Origin of the sequence: Pontibacter sp. 13R65, from assembly GCF_047525655.1 — a bacterium.
Lineage (GTDB): Bacteria > Bacteroidota > Bacteroidia > Cytophagales > Hymenobacteraceae > Pontibacter.
In genome coordinates this window covers 86,839-105,453 of sequence record NZ_JBLIQL010000012.1, presented here as the reverse complement: position 1 = coordinate 105,453, position 18,615 = coordinate 86,839, and the positions used below count along the sequence as shown (strand labels likewise).

The window sequence follows — 18,615 nt, the reverse complement described above, 5'->3', positions numbered from 1 at the left end:
GAAGGGCTTTTTTATCTTAATTTTTCTTTGGATCCAGAATGGTGTTTACTCGGACCAGCGCATCGTCTAAATGGTAGCGGGTGAGGTCGTTGGCGTGGCGGTTACGGGCAGTCGTAAGTTGCTTTTGCAATTTTACCAATTCCCCTCTCACTATCGACCTGATATCTGATTGATTAATGGACACAGGGGTTGCCGCACCTCTTGAAGCGGCTTCTGTTTCCTGGTTTAAAAGGTAATGCATGCGATCGAGGTAGGCTTTCTGCAGGTTGCGGCGGTAAATGTCTATTTTAGATCCGCTGTAAATTTCGCTCCAGATGCCACGCTGCAGCTGACTTACCATGTGCAGGGCGTTGTAGTTCACTTGCTGCACCTCGTTCTCCATAAGGCGTGCTAGCCTTACAGAAGACAGTAAATTGTTCAGGTGCCTAACCTGCAGAGCGCGTACATTTTCTACATGGCTGGCATGGTGTACATTTCTAGTTATTTGGGCCTGATGCAGCCAATCCGGCGATGAAAACGCATTACTAAGCAGCCAGTCTATAGAGGCAGATTGGGTTTTTGACGGCACAGGAGTATAAATATACCCTTTCTGCGCCGGCTTCAGGCGCTCCTCTCTAACACCGCCTACGTTGGTTACCACATGGCCGATGTAGCGGCTCCACACGCCTAGAAGCTCATCATACAGTTCCGATAGGTCATCGTAATCGTTGGTTTGGCCAGCGGTCCAGTCGTAAAGATTGGGTGCTACGCGCTTCAGATTTTGCAGGCCGTAGGTGCTGGCCGAAATAACATCGGCACCTATTCCTTCTGTCTGGCTATCAGGGTCGTGGCCACCACTTCCGCTGCCAAACTGGTAAATAGGGTCACCTGTTTTTTCTGTGATCCATTTAGATAGGGTTGGCACTTCTTCTTCCGCCGATTTAGCATCAGGTAAGTAACGGTACCCCCAGTTAATCACATAATGATCGTAAGGACCCAGCTGCCGGATATAGCGTATATTTTTGTCTTCGGGCTGAGCCACATAATTGTAGCGGGCGTAATCCATTATGGTGGCGGCTATGCCATGCTTTTGTGTAAAACTGCCCGACCGGAGCGAATCTGTTGGATAAGCGGCACTGGCTTTCATGTTGTGCGGCAAGCCCAAGGCATGACCTACTTCATGGGTAATCACTTCCAACATCATGCCTCCCAAGTCTTCTATGGGCGTGTCGAGGGTGCGGGCATTTGGGTTGGCGGCACCGGTTTCGAGGAGATACCGGTTACGGTAAGAGCGCAGGTGGTTGTGGTACCAGATAATGTCGCTCTCTATAATTTCTCCGGAACGCGGATCCGACACACTTGGCCCTACGGCATTCCGGGTGGTGCTCGCAACATACCGGATAACAGAATAGCGTACATCTTCCGGGCTAAAATCAGGGTCTTCTTCCGGAGAAGGGGGGTCTTTGGCAATAATAGCGTTTTTGAAACCGGCTGTCTCGAAGGCTTTTTGCCACTGCTCTACTCCTGCTTTTATGTAAGGACGAAGTTTGGCAGGAGTGGCCGGATCAAGGTAATATACGATGGGCTTTACAGGCTCCACCAGCTCCCCTCTTTTATAAGCCTCTACATCTTTAGGTTCCATGCGCCAGCGCCGGATAAAAGCTTTTTCATCTGCTTTATGAGCTTCTGACCCGTAATCGATCTGGCGCACCGTAAAATAGCCTACGCGGTAGTCGTTTAGTCGCGGCTGCATGGGTACAGCAGGCAATAGCACCATCGATTGGTTCATGAGCACACTGATAGAACCGGTTGCCGCATTAGAGGGTGGCTCTCCTGCTTCGTAAGTAAAATCCTGCTTTACTTCAATATTTAGCGGAAAACTCCTGATGCTGTTGATAAAACTTCTGGAATCATCGAGGCGGGTTACTTTGTAGTCGCGGCGCATGTTGCTGCTCAGCCCACTAAAGGCTTTAATGTCGGACTGCAGAAAGCGGGTCACATCTATTACATAGGCGCTGGAATCTTTTGTAACAGTCGCAATATCGAATGCATAAATAGTAGGCTGATAATTATTGGCCTGCACCGACAAACTAATGGGCAGCGAGTCGGCGGCATGCGAGGCATAGGATTTGGTCTTAAGCAGAATTTTATTCTCGAACTTCTGCCATTCTACCATCTGCTCGTTCACAGAAGAGCCCGCGTTTACATAACCGCCCCCAAGCCCCGATGGAAGGCTCGCAAAGCGGCTGATCCATAAAAAGTCGCGACGGAGAAGGGAATCTGGAATTTCGTAATAGTATTTATCGGCCACTTTATGAACCGTAAAAACGCCCTGATCCGATACGGCGGCCTTGGTAATAATATCAGAATAGCTTTTTCCTCCGCCTTTGGCAGCGGGAGCCGTTCTAATTCTATCAGGTTCCTGGGTGGCAACCGGTGGCGTGGTCTGAGCCGGGGCTTTGGTACTTGAGCAGGATGTTTGGGTAAGGATAAGTAAAGAAAGAAAACTTACTATCTGGCAAAGTTTAGTCATTTACAGTTTTATTAATAAAAGGCTTACATGGCTGGCTAACTTATTACCTTCTTATAAGTCAGCTATTGGATCAAAGATAAACCATATATTAAACAGGAACCAGTATTATAAATATTTGCCAATACAATTTCCAATAACCTATTAATAATCAAAATTTTGAGAATATTTTATTTTCTAATTTGCCCTAAACCAAGAAGAGCAGACAAGCCTCTCCTTCAGGCTTAAAGCAAATTATATTTGCTGGTTTGAGTGGGAGGGCTTTGGTATTTCTGCTTTTACTTTGCTCTCTTTTCCAATACTTTTTTGTTATCCTAGAAGAATCTATGAGAAGGCTATTTCGGGCTGGGCTGCGGCCTTCGACTACCTACGAAACTAATTCTTACCGCTATGTATTTAATAGATACTTCGTGACTCTATTGCACCTTCCCCCAGCTGTGGGGCCTCATTAGGTGCACCTGGAAAAGCAGGGTGTCCTGTAGTTGCCATAGGGAGCTTAAATGTATCTGTGGTTGTAGGACTTCAAATAACAATTAACAACCAGCAATCAAATTCTTTTAATGATTTTGCCCTTCCGGAGGCAAAAATGAGGGGCAAGATGTTAGGCCTTTACATCTAATTCCCTGAGGCGTTTGCTTTAAGAATTTTGGAAGTTACCAGCAACTGGCCCAGGTGACGCGTGGTATGCTCGGCAGCATGCACCAGTAGCCCTAACACCGTAGAAGGAAGTTTGGCCCGCCCAACACCCCGTGGCTCCAGCAGTGTTTCTTCGTGGGTATGTTGCAGTTGCGCCAGCGCTTTATCTACTTGCCGGTTAAACTGCTGCACCAGAGTTTGCACCTGTTCGCCGGTTGTGCCGGATTTCCCTTCCTGGGCAAGTGCTTCCAGTTGCTCCTCCGACAGGGCCTCTCCCCTGGCATAAGTCAACAGCCGATCAAGTACGCCTGTCAGGTGCTGTAAATGAAAGCCAACAGCAGCCACACCGGCAGGTCGCTCCCAAAGCAGCTCCTCCGGAAAATCCTGCAGGTAGGTGTTCACTTCTTCACGGGCTTGCAGCAGGGCGTGCGCCACTGGTTGCAGAAAAGAAGGCATGTCTGGCAAAGGCCCGCGCAGCCAGACTTCCAGGTTTGAGGGAGCAGTCATTTTAATTGGCAGATTTCGTTATTCAAATACTGTAATGGTTTATAGTATCCCAATAGCTTAAAAGTGCTCTAATACCTCCGGAAGGCCTGTTTCATTAGAAGAATTAGGCTTACTCCTGAAGCTCCTTAGGTGAATCTAAGTTAATTACTTTTAACCTTTATATTGCCTGCTTCAATAGCCATTTTTCTTATTTATCTCAAAACTTTCTCAGAAGCCAATCAACTTTATCAAGCTCCAGTTTCAAATTATTCTAATGAAAATGGCCTTCCGGAGGTTAAAAACACCTGGGTTAGAGCAGCTCTTTGTCTCGCCGGTTCAGGTAATCCAGCACCTCCTGCACCGATGCCAGATCACCTTTGGTGTGGTAGGCATTTATGCGCTCTAGCTCACCGGCAATCAACTCCGACCGGGTGCCAGAGACCTTCCCTTGCGAGTGCACCACCTCCTCCTGCCAGGGCATTGCCTTGCCAGGCATACTGTAAATACGGAGCTGCGGGTAAATTTCGAGAGCTGCCGTTACGGCTGTCATAAAGGCACGAACCTGCTGAAAAGTGGCCGCTATCACCAGCAAACTTTTAAACTGCTGCTCTTTCGCCAGCGCCACCACCGATCGCGCCTCGATCAGGGTATGCAGAATTTGAGTATCACGAGGGACCGGCGGAACCGGCACCAGTTTCTCCTCCGGAATTCCTTGTTCAGTGAGTTTGCTTTTCCAGCTGCTAAAACCGTTGTAACCACTCATCGGAGGCGTGTTGGCAAACAATAACCGGGGAGCCACCTCTGCAGTTAGTACCTGATGTGCTGTGGCAAACACAGAATCTTCGTTATCTGGAGTTTGCCCATACAAAAAGGCACCGTCTAGAGGTGCAACAGGCAGGGTATCGCAGAGAGTGCGGATAATAAGTTCTTCTATCATAGATGGTTTAAATCAATCAGGCAGCTCATGTTGGTAACTGCCATTTAGTATGTCGATGGAAATAATTCCGATCCGGATCTTTACATTTTATCTCGAGTTAAAAGCTTACCTGCGCCCTGAATTGCAGCGCCTGAATGGTATGGTTGCTTTGCAGCTTACCCCGCATCATATTCAGCATGAGCCTGGAGGAAGAAGTAAAATACCAGTTAAGCCCAAGCGACAGGTTTTTTAATACGCCAAAATCAGGTTGTACGCTACTCGTGTTAATAGAGGAAAATCGCAGGCCAATTTCCCAGGCGCCTCGCAACTTATTTTCTTCTGATCGCTCCTCCAGCTGAATAGAAGAAAAATTAGTGTTGCTTCTGCGGTATTTGCGGCTACCTCCGCTCAGGAAATATGACCCCAAAATGTAGTAACTACTGAAATCGTGAGTAACCTTGCTTGCCTGCTCAACCTGCTCAGCAAAGGCATGCATGTACTCTGCCTGCATGCTAAACTGCCCTGCTGTGTACCCCGCCTCGCCTGCTACCCGACGTACCTGCCGCACCTGCTCCAGCTCCGGCGTTTGCACATACATTACGTTCACTTCGGCTTCGTTCTGACTTTCTAGCTGGTAAGTATTGTTTATCGGAGAATAGGTGCCTCCTGAAATTCCCAGGTGTACAGCCCGGTTAAGCTCCTCCTGCAGCAGCGGGCTATAAACCAACCGTGTAGTTAAAGAATAAGATCCTTCTCCCGATACATCTTCGATCAGGTTATTGGTGAGCCGGTTTATGCCGGCATAAGCACTAAATTTATCATCGAAATGGTGCTTTTCCAGCCTGATACCGACATTGCGCCCCGTGCCAATGGCATTGGTAAGCGAACGCTCCATAAACACCAACCTGTTAGCATTGGTTTGCTCTTCCATGCCAAAAGGTTCCCGCAGGTATCCGATCGTTATTCTGTCCAGGAGCGGCACCCGCAGGAAAGCGATGTACATATCGCCGTAGTTAAAGGTCTCTCCAAAGTTAAACTCGAAATCGTATTCTATAAAATCATCTAGGGTACCTGAAAAATTTATCCTGGCCCGTCTTATTTGAATTCGCTCGCCTATGGGTTCGAAAATGGTGTCTAAGTGAGCACCGTGTTGCTGGTAAATATAATCGAAGTGTACTCTGCCGCCCACCGAAAACTGATACCGTTCATCCTCACTTTTAAATTTAAGGCCGCTGTTCCAGTACGGCTCCAGTGTTACCGACTGCGCAAAACCAGCTCCCAAACTAAAAAAACACAACAGTACAGTTAAAATTTGCTTCATAAAGCAGTGCTAGAAAATTGCCTGCCACCCGACCTGCTAAGTCCGACAACCTGGCTTTAAGTACTTAAATCAACTGAAATGGTTCTTAAAATCCGGGCTACCTGATAAGCAGCAGCAGGAACTATAGCTAAAAAAGACGGCAATCCCTATATTTGTAAACCGTGAACCTTACTTTCCGTTATGACTGCTCCTATCCAAGTAACGCACCTGTTCCCGGTGCTCGACCACCTGCTTCTGGATTTGCTAAAAGATTTGTCTCCAGAAGACTGGCAGAAACAAACCATAGCCCGTCTCTGGACGGTGAAGGATGTGGCAGCACACCTGCTCGACGGAAATATCAGGACCTTGTCGATTCAGCGTGACAGGTATTTCGGGGACCAGCCACCAGCTATTCAGTCTTACACAGAGTTGGTAGGCTGGCTCAACCAGTTAAATGCAGATTGGGTAACAGCTTCTAAACGCATGAGTACGGAAGTACTAATTATGCTGTTAGAAATTACCGGAAAGCAGGTAAATGCTTATTATGCCTCGTTGGAGCCTACCGCCAAAGCAATTTTCCCGGTAGCTTGGGCAGGAGAAAAGGAGAGTGAGAACTGGTTTCATGTGGCGCGGGAATACACTGAGAAATGGCACCACCAGCAGCAAATAAGAGAAGCCGTTGGGCAGCAGGCTTTGCTCACGCGGGAGCTGTTTTACCCCCTTGCCGACACGTTTCTCCGAGGGTTGCCACACGCGCTGCGCCACACCGAAGCGGCAACAGGAACAGTAGTCGGCTGCCACGTAAGCTCCGAGATTGGCGGCACCTGGTATGCCCGTCGCACCAATACCGGCTGGCACCTCACCACCGTTGAACCAACCGACGAGCCTGCCGCTATAGTAGCCATAAGCCCTGAAACCGCCTGGAAACTTTTCACTAAAGGTATATCCCCTGCAGAAGCCAAACAGCAGGCGCAAATAACAGGTAACACCGACTTTGCAGAGGCCATTCTTCAAATGATTGCCGTTATGGCGTAGCTCCATACCGCATCAGTTTTTAAGTTAAGCTTTTCTCCTATTTTACAGAGGAGCACATGTGGGCTAGATCAAAATTAAAACATCAGCAACTGCATCATACTCAGCAAAAAAGAAAGTATATTGGCTATATGAGAAGCACCTTTTGGCCTGGCAAGAACGAAGGTTAAACTCCCGCAAATAGACAGAAGCGTTGCAGTATCAGTCCATTTAAACAATCCTTTATTTTTCAGTAAACATGAAACGCAACATGATGCCTGGAGCGATGCTGCTGGTGCTACTATTCTTCTTTTTTACGAGGCATGTCCACGCACAGAAGCAATCGCTTGATATTGGTGTTCGATTCCAGAAAGCACTGGATATGTACTACGAAAATGGCCTTACTGCTCAATACAAGTTAACAGAGCGATGGGTACTGGGGGCAAACTACATCAGCAGCCGCTTAGGCTCTGCCATTGGGTCTAATGCCATTAAGCAGGACAATTGGTTTGTATCGGGTGCGTACATGTTCCGCCCTCAGCGCAAATTGCAACCACTTGTAAGAGCCAATTTTGGTTTTTTCAGAGCTGATTATGAGGCCGATGTTTTTAACGCGCTACCCAATACCTCTGCCCTGGCATCGGTAGAAACCGGCCTGACTTACCCGATCACGCCCCCGCTCAAGGTTACCGGATCGGTTGGCTACAATGCCATAACAGGTGATGGCACAAAAGGCCCGGGCACCCTTTTCCCGATTTTTTACCAGCTCAGCTTTACCTGGAACGTGTTTACTAAACCTGCGCCATGAAAAAATACATTCTCCTCCTTTTCACAGTGCTGCTGTCTGTGGCGTGCAGCAAAGATCCTGACATAGAAGCCCATATGCTCGATAGTGGCCTGAAATTCGATCAGTCTATTTATGAGCCGGAAAAGTTTCTGGTTTCGTATGCCAACCCGAACCCTAACCCCGCTGAGGCGCAACGGCCCGTTCTTATTGCCATACACGGCTACAGCGCCTCTACCTTTGAGTGGAATGAGCTCAGAACATGGGCTGGCAACCGCACCGATTTTGCCATTTCACAAGTGCTTATGGGAGGCCATGGCCGCGATTACCAGACATTTAAGGAAGCTTCCTGGAAAGACTGGCGGCAACCCATTATGGACGAGTATGCGCGGCTGGAGCAGGCAGGCTATCAGAATATCAGTTTTGCGGGTTCCTCCACCGGCTGTACCCTGGTGCTGGAGATGCTCGCGAACGGATACTTCAACAACCGCATAAAACCCCGCCACCTCTTTTTTGTAGATCCCAACATCATTGCTTCAGACAAAAACCTGTCGCTGATAGGGGTTCTGGGGCCGATTATTGGCTACACCGAAGCTGATAACACCACCGGCGAAGAACAATACTGGTACCACTACCGACCTTACGAAACACTGAAAGAACTCCGTAACCTACTGCAAGTAGTGCGGAAAGAGCTGCAGCGAGGCATTTCGCTGCCTGCCTCCACTACACTAAAAGTGTATAAATCTGAAAAAGACGATGTGACCGACCCTGTTGGTGCCGTGCTTATTTATAAAGGCGTAAAAACCAGCACTGGCCAACCTGTAGACATCAGCCTGATTCCGTCTGACCTGCATGTGTTTACGCGCCTCGAGCACCGCGAAGGGCCAGTTACTGCTCAGGACCGGGACAACCAGCGCCAGGTTTTCGAAGACATTGCTGCCCGGCTGTTGCAATAGTGTTACCTAATCAGGAATACAGAAGGTTGTTGCGGTGAGATAGGGCCACAATAAATGCCAACTTCACGGCATATAAGAATCGCCTGCTGTGGTAATCTGTATCTCATCGGCAGAGTTCACGCAGGCGTACGGCGCAGCACCGGTTGCTACAGCAGGGTTGGCTAAAAACCTGACCCGGCGGTGCAGGTTAAGTGCCTGGGGAGCGTCAGGTGGTAAAGTAAAAGTGGCAGTCTTGTTGATGCAAACGTAGCCACCCTTCTTTACGGTAATGCTCCCCTTGTTCTGCAGTGTAACCAGCGCCTCGGCTGGCACCAGTAAGGTTCCTCCTTTTTCTATGGTAATGTGGTAATCATTTACGGTAGTAGCTCGCAACTCCAACAATCCTCCGTTTTTAACCTGAATGCCGCTTTTCCAGATTTCTGGAGTAAAGGCCTGCACCTGCCCATCCAGCACCAGTTTTGCACCTTTTCTTACTTCGATCTTTGCGCGCAACGGCATGGTGAGGGCGCAGCTAAGAGTGAGGTTTGCCCCTTTGTGTAGCAGCAGGTCCTGGTAGAGGCGCATGTCAAAATCCCAGGTTTCGGTGACAGCCAGAGCGTAGGGTACAGCAGAGTAGGCCTCTGCAATGTATCGCCGGGTATCGGTGAGGGCAGAGGCGCGGTGCATAATGCCAGCCTGCATCGGCGATAGGTAAGTAAAATGATCCGGGGCAAACATCATCAGGTTGTTTGTAACGCCATCGCCGACCTCGGCAAACGGATCTACTTCCCAGCCTTTGTTCTGATGCGGGCACATGTCTGCATAAATGTCTTCGAGCTTGTCGCGGCTATTGCAATAGTGCCCTTCGAACAAGTGGTGCAGTTCCAAAGTATGCCCCAGCTCGTGGGCCAACACAGTGGGGGAGGTATAGGCAGTGTGTTTAAGCAGGACAATGTACCCATCGCCGCTGAAGTTGGAATAACTTGGTGAGCGGGTAAAGCCATTTGCTCCCATCGAAAGCGTAGCCTCCGCTTTGGCACCAGTGCCTCCCCCACCTGCCAACTTAACCTTGACTTCCGGCACATAATAGAGGCCTCTCCTGTTTAGCTTAATCTCTGTTACCTTTCCGTTTTCTACCACGGCTGTAGCGTTGGCACCACCCGGAGAAAACACCACTTTGGGGGGAGAGGTGTAGCCGGAGCCACCGTCTGTAATCTCTATTTTATTTACCTTGGCCATGTAATACCCCTCGGTAAAGAGAATGTTTAGCTGCTTTGCCCGGTGCGGATCGGCCTGCTTTACCTTCTGTAGAAGTTTTAAGGGGCTGTGGCTCCTGTACAAAGAGTCGCTCTGGTAGAAATAAATGCGCTCCTGGCCTGGGGGACCTAGATCGAACCTAAAGCGGGTGTCGTTTCCGGGCAGCGGCTCTGTGCCTGGCACAGGATCGGAGGGAGCTATTACATTACTAAATATCTCGTTGATGCGGGTTATGTACTGCAATAGCACCGCGCGTCCTTCGGGCGTATCCTGAAAGTTGCCTGTGCCATCGCTACGCTGAAAAATATTAAAATTTAGCTGCACCACCTTCAGGGGCGCATGTTGCAGCGGCTTATCGCCGCCTCTTGGTATCCAGGTATTTAAATTGCTATAGTAAACGTAATCCCCCGCTTTATCTGGTGTACAGGGAGCCCTGTTCACTCCCCTTGCAGGTGCAGCACTTTGGCCCAACAAGGAAGTAGTTTGCAGCAACAAGAGCAGGTACAGTACTATAAATCTCATAAATCGAATAGCCTTTAGGTAGTGTACGCGTTTTTTGTATAACCCACAAAAACAGAACCGTTCTGGCCAGGGCTATTATTTTGCACAACAAGCACCTGCAAAAAAAGCTTACGTTTCGGCGGCGACAATAGCAGATAAATTTATCTTCACTTTATTATATTGTTTAATTTCACGGACTGTTTTTTACAATCAATTTTATCCAGAACATGATCCTTTACGAAAGTCCAGTCATCCGACTAGATTTTGCTCCATCTACAGACATTCTAACTGCTGACTTATCTGGCGTACACGAATTTTACTTATTAGAAGTTAGGGAAGCCCTCCGAACCATTGTAGACAATGTAAGGCATTATGATGTAAAGCGCCTCCTGATGGACTCCAGGAAAAGAATCCTGCAGATTGACAGCGATACCTACAGAGCGCTGATGATTGACTTTGCCCATGAACTGAACAGCACTCGCCTACAGAAGTTTGCCCGGATGCGATCGGGTGTAGCCAGCAGAGAAGATATTGCCACCTACATACAGGATCATGTTGCCGCCACATTCTCTTTTAAAACCTTCGCAGATAAAGAGCTTGCGCTGGAGTGGCTAAAATCGGGGCAAACCTGATGAATTACTTGTATTACCTATAGTTGGGCAAAATAGAAATTATATAAAATGAGATTATTCGACATCTTCAAAAAGCCTCTAATAATTGATGACGACTTTTTCGGAAAGCTAAGGTTCATGAAAATGAAAACTGATGGTAAAAGCTACTTTGAAGGAAAAGGCATGTTCAAACCAACTGGAAAGGAGATTGAGTATTTCATCACCGCAAACGAGGAAGGGCCAGACCAAAGGCAAAAGGAGTTCTATAACTGGATTGAGGAAAATTATAGCACGTTGGTTTTAAAACTCAAGCCGTTAATTGAAGATGAATTTGGAAACTCGAGAGACGGCTTTAAAATCAAAGACTTCGACATAGAATTCCAGTTGGTCGCCTTGTCGATTCCCAACCAGGAGAATGAACCGCTTGAATGGAGCATGTCATTCGACACAGTACATGATGAAAACCATCAGGTGACAGTAGAATTCAGTGGGCATGAACCTCAAGCTATACTTATAGACGGTTAAAAACTAACTTTGTCCAACACTGCACATAAACCAACCTTAAGCTACGCCTTGCTCGCTCTATGTATGCGGCCGATAGCAGATACTACTAAAGCAAATAAAGCAGAAGGGGCTGCCGTCGAAGCATTTTACGACAGCAGCCTCTTCTGCTTTAATTAGCTTAGTTGGCTGATCTAACCAGGCACCTAGAAGACATGAAGGCATTTTTACATCCGGAAGGGTATTTTGATTAGAAGAATGGACAGCCAAGCCATTGTAGCTGCTACTAATTTAAAATTAAAAGATATGCATTTCTCCAATGGCAATCGTGTACCAGAAAAGCCTAAGGTCTTTTGTCTCTAAAAAAGCTCAGGAAGGCCATTTCCATTAGAAGAATTTCAGCATATCTTATTTATCTGATTTCTTTAATGAAACGAATTAAAGGTGCTTACCAATCTGTGAAATCCTTTCATCTGTAGAATCCGTGATTCCGGCAACATCAGCTTCCCCTTTTAAATGACTCTTTTTCTTACAAAGTGATTTCTGCTGTTTGCCTGATATCCTGTGATGAGCTTCCGGCCATAATGATAAATGTACCTGGCTCCAGCACCCACTGCATTTTAGTTTCGTCGAAATACTGAAAAGCTTCCTTGGGCAAGGTAAGGGAGACTTCTTTAGATTCTCCTGGCTTCAGAAAAATTTTGCTAAAGGACTTCAGCTCTTTTTCGGGGCGTTTTACGGCTGCCTCGGTGTCTTTCACATAGACTTGTACGACTTCGGCTCCTGCTGTTTTGCCCGTATTTTTCAGCGTAAAATTAACGCTTACTCCTCCTCCGTTTCTGGCTGCTTTCAGGTTACTGTAGCCGAAGGTGGTATAAGAGAGACCATGGCCAAAACTATAAAGCGGCGCAACTTTATAAGTGTCGTGGTAGCGGTAGCCTACAAAAATGTCTTCGCGGTAGTTTACGTTCAGGGTGTCTTTGTCGCCAGGGTAATCTCCCAGCGCATGAGCAGGAGCATCTTTCAACTTTCTAGGGAAGGTAACAGGTAGTTTACCCGATGGGTTTATGTCGCCGAACAGCACATTAGCTATGGCTGTACCGCCTTCCATGCCGGGGTACCAGGCCTGCACTATACTACTGGCGTGGCTCTCCCACCGGCTCATGTCCATAGGGCCGCCTCCAATCAGGACCACCACTGTGCGTGGGTTGGCTTTTAGTACGGCATCCAGCAGCTGATCCTGCTCAAAAGGCAGGTCCATGTTCGGCTTGTCTGCTCCTTCGGCATCGAAAGCGCCTCCATCCCAATTGTCGGTATAGCCGTGCGTCCAGCCGCCTACGTACACCACCACCTCAGCACCTTTGGCTGCTTTTACCGCTTCGTCTATCAGCGCCTGGTTGGCTTTTTCTTCGCGCGTTACTTCAAAACCAGCGGCATAGGTTACCGCCACGCCGTTTCCTGCTACTCTTTTAATTCCTTCCAGCGGTGTAACTTCGTATGGCGAACGCACTTGCGAGCTGCCACCGCCCATGCCTTGTTTGCGAGTAGCATTGGCCCCAATCACGGCTATAGACTTTACCCCGCTTTTGCTCAATGGCAGTAAATTGTCTTTGTTTTTGAGCAGTACAATGGCTTCTTCGGCTACTTTTAAAGCTGTCTGTTGATGTGCTTTGGTAGATAAAGCCCCCTCCGTTCTGGAGCTGTTGATCATGTTTGTACTGAACATTACACGTAAAATCCTTCTTACTTTTTCGTCGATTAGTGCTTCGTCTACCTGCCCGCTCTTTACCAGGCTCACCAGCGTATCGGCCATCAGGAACTTGCTATAGTCGATGTTCGGCATCTGCAGCAGGTCGGTACCCATCTCAATGTCGTTTCCGTACTTGGCAGCTTCCATAGTATTATGCACTGCTCCCCAGTCGCTAATGACCAAGCCTTTGAAGCCCCACTCCCCTTTTAGTATGTTGTTGACCAAATACTCATTGTGCGTGGCGTATTGGCCTCTGAACTTGTTGTAAGCACCCATTACGGTGAGTACGCCAGCTTCTTCTACAGCTGCTTTAAACCCAGGCAAATAAAGCTCGCGCAGTGCCCGCTCACTCATTTCCACATTAACCTCCGCCCGTTTAATCTCCTGGTTATTGGCTGCAAAGTGTTTCACACAGGCAGCTATGCCCTGGTCCTGCACACCTTTGATATAGCCTACTACCATCCGCGACACCAGGTGCGGGTCTTCGCTCAAATACTCAAAATTGCGACCGTTTAGGGGTGTACGCATGATGTTGATTCCTGGCCCCAGAATAACATCTTTGCCCCTGGCTTTGGCTTCGTTACCAAGTACTGCACCATACTCATAGCCTAGTTCGGGGTTCCAGGTGGCAGCCAGTGCAATGCCTGTTGGCAGGTAAGTAGAAGAATCGTTACCGGCGTTATCAAGGCTCCAGTCGCGGCCATGCTCCGGGCGCACGCCATGCGGCCCGTCGGACATGGTAAGTTCAGGTATACCGAGCCGCTCTACACCTCCCGATGTGAAAGAAGAAACACCATGTAGCATGTTTACTTTCTCCTCCAGCGTCATCAGGCTGATCAGCGAATCTATCTGCGCTTCGTAAGCCATTACGGATGGTTTGTTCTGCATGTCCTGCGCTTTGTCGGAGGTGGAGCAGGAGCTGGTGGCCATTACTGCAGCCAGGCTCATAGCCGAAAAACAGGCAGATAATTTCCTTCTAATGTTTCTATTTTTCATCTCAATCATTTAGATGTTTATCCAGAATTGATAGGTTAAAAAAACCTCCTCAAAAATCAGGAATAACAAGCATTTGTAAGGGATGATATAGTTCTAATAGAAGTATTAAATGTTAATAGCGGTTATTGATAGCTGAATTATCATCTTTTTTGATGAAAAACAGCTTAAGCAGATGAAAGGAACTGTACAAAATTCAGGAGCTGTTTCGGTACAAGCTAATTTACCATATCCGGTACTACCACTCAAGCAGAAAAAAACCTCCTGCTGCTGGTAATTATTTACCAACAGCAGGAGGTTCCTACTATCTCTTTTCTTAAATCAGAGAAACATGTATGGCTACAAAATTTGTTTGCCTATTGTTTAACAAGTGTAAAGTGTTGTCTTTCCTCACCAGTCAGGACTTGGATGATATAGACACCCTGTTTCAGTTTAGCGCCTGCCTTCACCGAACCTTCTCCACTACCCCGTTCCACAACACGGCCTACCTGATCAACAATTGAGTACTCAAACGCGCCTGCTGCTTCTACCATAAAAGACTCGACGCTAGGGTTCGGATAAACCAGTGCTGTAGCAGTTTGATTTATTGCCTGTTTCATAGAAGCGATGGCGGTACCGCTCAAAACTGCCGAAAGGCTAAACTGCTGATGCTGCGCTTCAGCATACAGGTACTGTTTCACATTGGCTTTGTCTTCCACAGAAGCAGCTTCTACTGTAATAGAGCGACCACTGTGCTTATTCACAATGTTGTAGTTCCCGTTATCCAACCGGACAAATTCCCATTGCTGGTTTGCCTTTCCACCATAGCTCCACTGGAGTAGATTGGCACCCTCCGCCTCTGTTGACTGTGCTTTTACACCTAGAGCTTGCCCGCAGTTTACACTGGTGATCGTATAGAAACCTTCCCCTGCACTGCTTATTTTCCATTGCTGGTTTTGGGTGGATCCTGGCACTCTTTGTACGATGTTGCCAGTTCCGTTTGAGTTGGAGCATGGGCTGTTTATGTCCAGGGCCATTGCGCTGTGGAGAGCAGTTATGGTGTAAACACCATCAAGCGGCACTGGCGTGGCTTCGGCGGCATTAGAATTGGTGACGCCTGTTGCATCTGTAATTTTAATCCAATACCAGTATGTCACACCGTTTTCAGCTGAAATATCAGTATATGTTCTGGTATTGGCTTGCAGTGAAGCAATACGTGTTCTACCGGCAGGATCAGAATCTGTATCACGGAATACTTCCAGGGCTGTGATATCGTCAATATTTTCAACAGTCCAGCTAAGATCTACCATATTGTCGGTTCCCTGGGCAGCAAGCACAACCGACTTAGCTGGCGGTGGCGTAACCACTCCTTCCGGCGTTGCCTGTGCTGCATTAGAACCAGGCGTGCTGCCATCTACGGCAATAACTTTAAGCCAATACCAGTATGGAGTTCCATTGGTAACGGTAAGGTCGGTGTAGCTGGTGGTACCGGCGCTTACAATACCTACCCGCGATCTTCCGCTCGGATTGGAATCAGTGTCCCGGTAAATTTCTATCTGCCTGATATCAACATTTTTGATTTGCCAGGTAAGATCTACTTTACCATCGCCGGGGGCGGCAGAAAGCTCTACAATGGCAGGTAGTGGAGGAAGTACTATGGGAGCTGGTGTAGCGCTGGCTATGGCAGAAATCACTTCTTCTCCGGCGGCATCCGTTCCCTTTATCTGGTAGTAATACGAAATACCATTGCTTAAACCTTCATCGGTAAAAGATTTTACAGTTCCGGCTAAAGTGGCTACGAGCGTGCTGCCAGACAGGTCTGGACTTGTACTGCGGTAAATCTCTAAACCGGTTGGAACAAAGTTGTTACCTGACCAGCCCAAAAACACTTTTGCATTACCACCTCGTGCCGTTAAGTAGATAGCAGGCTGAGCAGGGCCAGCATTCTCTGCTAAAGCAATGGCAGGTGTTGGTGGGGCAGCCATGTCTTCGCCTACATAAAAACTGGTATGAGGAGGCTGATTGTAGGCCACATTCTGCCAGGCAACAGAAACCCTGTACTGTGGGTCATGCATGAATGTGTAAAACCTGTGCGTAGAAGGAATAGTGGTAGTGAAAACCAGCAATTCGCTGTTATTGCTGTGGCGGTAAATTACCTCTTCCCGCCAATCGCCCAGGATGTCGGCACTTAAACCAGGGTTGGCTTTTGTACTGTTGTTTCGTTCTGCGCCAAAGTCATGGGCAGAAAGTAATCTTTCTTGTGTGCTGCTCGTGTAGTTCCATTTGTCTATCACGGTGCCATCCAGGAGTTCACGCTGCAAATCGCCGTCCCACCAGCTGCCAAAATTCATGCTGCCTGGTCTGGCAGAAGAAATTTCTACGCCTTGGGCTGTGTACAAACCTCCTCTTGGTCCCCACACTTCATTGCCTTTATATCGGGGGTCTATGTCTGCAGTCATGGCACGACCAATATCGCCCGTGGTAGGTATGCCCCATAGTTTTTCGCCTGTGCCGGCATCACGCATCCACAAGCCATTTCCATCATAAGAGCTCTGAGACTCATGTGCACTCCATGACTCCAGTCCGGGACGATCTGGATCCAGATCACCTACATGCTGTGCATCGCCGTGGCCAAGGCCAGTGGTGTATAAACCTGTGCCATTATCATCTATAGCCATCGATCCGAACACCACTTCATCTTCTCCATCACCATCCACATCGTTAATGCTTAAACTGTGGTTACCCTGACCAGCATAAGCACCGTTCCCCTCTGTGTCGCTATCAAAAACCCAGCGTTGTGTTAACTGCCCATTACGCCAATCCCAGGCTGCCAGTACAGTACGGGTATAATAGCCGCGCGAAAACAGCAGGCTGGGACGCTGCCCATCGAAATACCCTACACCGGCCAGAAAGCGATCTACGCGGTTCCCATAATTGTCGCCCCAGCTAGCCACATTGCCTCTGCCAGGCACGTAATCTGTTGTGGCCATAGCGGCTCCGGTCTGGCCGTTGAACACAGTCAAAAATTCAGGACCGTGTAGTATATAGCCGCCGGAATTGCGGTAGTCAACACCAGGGTCGCCAATCACAGTGCCTACGCCATCTACAGTACCATCCGCGGTTTTGCAAGCTAGCTCTGCTTTTCCATTACCATCCAGGTCGTAGACAATAAATTGTGTATAATGAGCGCCTGCTCTTATATTTTTGCCAAGGTCGATACGCCAAAGATGCGTACCGTTTAATTTATAAGCATCCAGGTACACATTGCCGGTATAACCTGCCTGTGAATTGTCTTTGGCGTTGGAAGGATCCCATTTCACAATAATCTCATATTCACCATCGCCATCCAGGTCGCCCACACTACAGTCGTTGGGGCTGTAGGTGTAGCTTACGCCGTCAGGTGTAGTTCCTCCGGCAGGGCGCTGCAAGGGTATTCTTAAATGCGCCTGTCCCCAGACAGTGGCCGGTGCAGAAGCCTCCTGCTCCACGCCGCCCAATACCGACCGCACAGTATAAGATTCATTTGTACTAATGTCGTCGGTGTAGTTTGTGCCTCCTGTTAATGGAGTATCGTTTAGTTTTGTTTCGCCACGGTAGAGGTTAAAAGCAACATCGGCTGGATCGGTACCCAGCATTCGCCAGCTAATGAACACCTGGCCCGGAGATGTTCTTACTGCTACCACACCACGCCCCAGATTTTCCATCTGGCGTTGGGCATGCACAGAAGTAACAATAAGCAGCATAACAAGCAACAGGCTAAGCCTGTTGTACAGAAATTTTCTGCTAACATTTAAATGTGTGGCAGGTTTTTCTTTGATATAATGGTTCTTCTTTTCAAAAAGAGCTCCAGCATGTGGGTTTTGTAAGTTTGTTTTCATACGGTGATAGTGTTAAAATGAAAAATGCTCCTGGCGCGGCGCAAGTGCCTCTGATAAGAGTGTCATGTCTGTTCATTAAAATTACAGCCATAACACATTATCTAAGGCAACAGAAAACCTAACTACCAGTTGTTAGCAAATAAACCAGTTATTCATTTAACACTATCCTGTACCATCCTGCTATATAAGCAGATACAACATCTACTTAGTTTAAAAAAACGCTTTTTGCTTACATTATGTTTGTTCACACCTATTCAACAAAGCAGTATTCTTACTTGTATTTCCGCTCGATCTTTTCCACTCTTTCTTTGTCATCCTGAAAGGATCTTGTGGGTCAGGGGCAAAATCAATGGCAGATCAGGGTTTAAGTTCGCATAGTAGCTTTTTTGCTGTAATAGCGGAATGGAGTTATTTCATTGCAGGAGTCTTTGTTCTTTTTGTCTTGATACAAAAAGAACAAAAAAAATCAAGACGATTTTTTTGAAGGGACCCCCTGCACCCCCACTCGCTGCACGCTCTTTAAAGAGGGCCTCTTCCCCCAACAAAAAATCGTCAATGGGTGCACATG

Annotated in this window: 12 protein-coding genes; 5 read left to right on the top strand and 7 right to left on the bottom strand. The window is 47.8% G+C overall.

Features of this window, described 5'->3' with window-relative positions; all coding sequences use genetic code 11:
* Positions 1-16: 16 nt before the first annotated feature.
* From ACMA1I_RS14900 to ACMA1I_RS14885, 4 genes are all read right to left on the bottom strand, one after another.
* The gene (locus ACMA1I_RS14900) at positions 17-2,512 is read right to left on the bottom strand and encodes a zinc-dependent metalloprotease (protein ID WP_337069177.1); all 2,496 of its coding nucleotides are present in this window, start codon (positions 2,510-2,512) and stop codon (positions 17-19) included.
* A gap of 612 nt (positions 2,513-3,124) precedes the next feature.
* Positions 3,125-3,652, bottom strand: coding sequence for a DinB family protein (locus ACMA1I_RS14895; RefSeq protein WP_337069176.1), 528 nt, complete (start codon positions 3,650-3,652; stop codon positions 3,125-3,127).
* Between the two features lie 289 nt (positions 3,653-3,941).
* Entirely contained in the window at positions 3,942-4,568 is a 627-nt protein-coding gene (locus tag ACMA1I_RS14890) for a YdcF family protein (RefSeq protein WP_337069175.1), read from the bottom strand.
* 97 nt (positions 4,569-4,665) lie between these two features.
* The gene (locus ACMA1I_RS14885) at positions 4,666-5,868 is read right to left on the bottom strand and encodes an OprO/OprP family phosphate-selective porin (protein ID WP_337069174.1); all 1,203 of its coding nucleotides are present in this window, start codon (positions 5,866-5,868) and stop codon (positions 4,666-4,668) included.
* A 180-nt stretch (positions 5,869-6,048) separates the two neighbouring features.
* Here ACMA1I_RS14885 and ACMA1I_RS14880 point away from each other — a divergent pair, with 180 nt between their 5' ends.
* The 3 genes from ACMA1I_RS14880 (at position 6,049) to ACMA1I_RS14870 (ending at position 8,598) form a co-directional block, all read left to right on the top strand.
* Entirely contained in the window at positions 6,049-6,882 is an 834-nt protein-coding gene (locus ACMA1I_RS14880; protein WP_337069173.1) for a maleylpyruvate isomerase N-terminal domain-containing protein, read from the top strand.
* A 235-nt stretch (positions 6,883-7,117) separates the two neighbouring features.
* Entirely contained in the window at positions 7,118-7,666 is a 549-nt protein-coding gene (locus ACMA1I_RS14875) for a hypothetical protein (RefSeq protein ID WP_337069172.1), read from the top strand.
* Positions 7,663-8,598 carry an esterase gene (locus ACMA1I_RS14870; protein WP_337069171.1) on the top strand — a complete coding sequence of 312 codons (936 nt, stop codon included), beginning with the start codon at positions 7,663-7,665 and terminating at the stop codon, positions 8,596-8,598. The genes ACMA1I_RS14875 and ACMA1I_RS14870 overlap by 4 nt, the downstream gene beginning before the upstream one ends.
* Positions 8,599-8,661: 63 nt before the next feature.
* On the opposite strand, the gene ACMA1I_RS14865 is transcribed toward ACMA1I_RS14870, so the two are convergent.
* Positions 8,662-10,356, bottom strand: coding sequence for a M43 family zinc metalloprotease (locus tag ACMA1I_RS14865; protein WP_337069170.1), 1,695 nt, complete (start codon positions 10,354-10,356; stop codon positions 8,662-8,664).
* 206 nt (positions 10,357-10,562) lie between these two features.
* On the opposite strand from ACMA1I_RS14865, the gene ACMA1I_RS14860 reads away from it, so the two are divergent.
* Positions 10,563-10,967 (top strand): hypothetical protein, encoded by a 405-nt coding sequence (locus ACMA1I_RS14860; protein WP_337069169.1) that lies wholly within the window; start codon positions 10,563-10,565, stop codon positions 10,965-10,967.
* A 48-nt stretch (positions 10,968-11,015) separates the two neighbouring features.
* Complete coding sequence (locus ACMA1I_RS14855) at positions 11,016-11,471, top strand: hypothetical protein (RefSeq protein WP_337069168.1); 456 nt, start codon at positions 11,016-11,018, stop codon at positions 11,469-11,471.
* 505 nt (positions 11,472-11,976) lie between these two features.
* Here ACMA1I_RS14855 and ACMA1I_RS14850 read toward each other — a convergent pair.
* Together ACMA1I_RS14850 and ACMA1I_RS14845 are read right to left on the bottom strand one after the other, a co-directional pair.
* Entirely contained in the window at positions 11,977-14,193 is a 2,217-nt protein-coding gene (locus tag ACMA1I_RS14850; protein WP_337069167.1) for a glycoside hydrolase family 3 C-terminal domain-containing protein, read from the bottom strand.
* Between the two features lie 353 nt (positions 14,194-14,546).
* Positions 14,547-18,047, bottom strand: a complete 3,501-nt coding sequence (locus ACMA1I_RS14845; protein ID WP_337069166.1) for an RICIN domain-containing protein — start codon at positions 18,045-18,047, stop codon at positions 14,547-14,549.
* Positions 18,048-18,615 lie beyond the last annotated feature (568 nt).

Coding starts and splice junctions, on each gene's coding strand:
- ACMA1I_RS14900 (WP_337069177.1), bottom strand. CDS start 2,512: ATGACTAAACTTTGCCAGATAGTAAGTTTTCTTTCTTTACTTATCCTT.
- ACMA1I_RS14895 (WP_337069176.1), bottom strand. CDS start 3,652: ATGACTGCTCCCTCAAACCTGGAAGTCTGGCTGCGCGGGCCTTTGCCA.
- ACMA1I_RS14890 (WP_337069175.1), bottom strand. CDS start 4,568: ATGATAGAAGAACTTATTATCCGCACTCTCTGCGATACCCTGCCTGTT.
- ACMA1I_RS14885 (WP_337069174.1), bottom strand. CDS start 5,868: ATGAAGCAAATTTTAACTGTACTGTTGTGTTTTTTTAGTTTGGGAGCT.
- ACMA1I_RS14880 (WP_337069173.1), top strand. CDS start 6,049: ATGACTGCTCCTATCCAAGTAACGCACCTGTTCCCGGTGCTCGACCAC.
- ACMA1I_RS14875 (WP_337069172.1), top strand. CDS start 7,118: ATGAAACGCAACATGATGCCTGGAGCGATGCTGCTGGTGCTACTATTC.
- ACMA1I_RS14870 (WP_337069171.1), top strand. CDS start 7,663: ATGAAAAAATACATTCTCCTCCTTTTCACAGTGCTGCTGTCTGTGGCG.
- ACMA1I_RS14865 (WP_337069170.1), bottom strand. CDS start 10,356: ATGAGATTTATAGTACTGTACCTGCTCTTGTTGCTGCAAACTACTTCC.
- ACMA1I_RS14860 (WP_337069169.1), top strand. CDS start 10,563: ATGATCCTTTACGAAAGTCCAGTCATCCGACTAGATTTTGCTCCATCT.
- ACMA1I_RS14855 (WP_337069168.1), top strand. CDS start 11,016: ATGAGATTATTCGACATCTTCAAAAAGCCTCTAATAATTGATGACGAC.
- ACMA1I_RS14850 (WP_337069167.1), bottom strand. CDS start 14,193: ATGAAAAATAGAAACATTAGAAGGAAATTATCTGCCTGTTTTTCGGCT.
- ACMA1I_RS14845 (WP_337069166.1), bottom strand. CDS start 18,047: ATGAAAACAAACTTACAAAACCCACATGCTGGAGCTCTTTTTGAAAAG.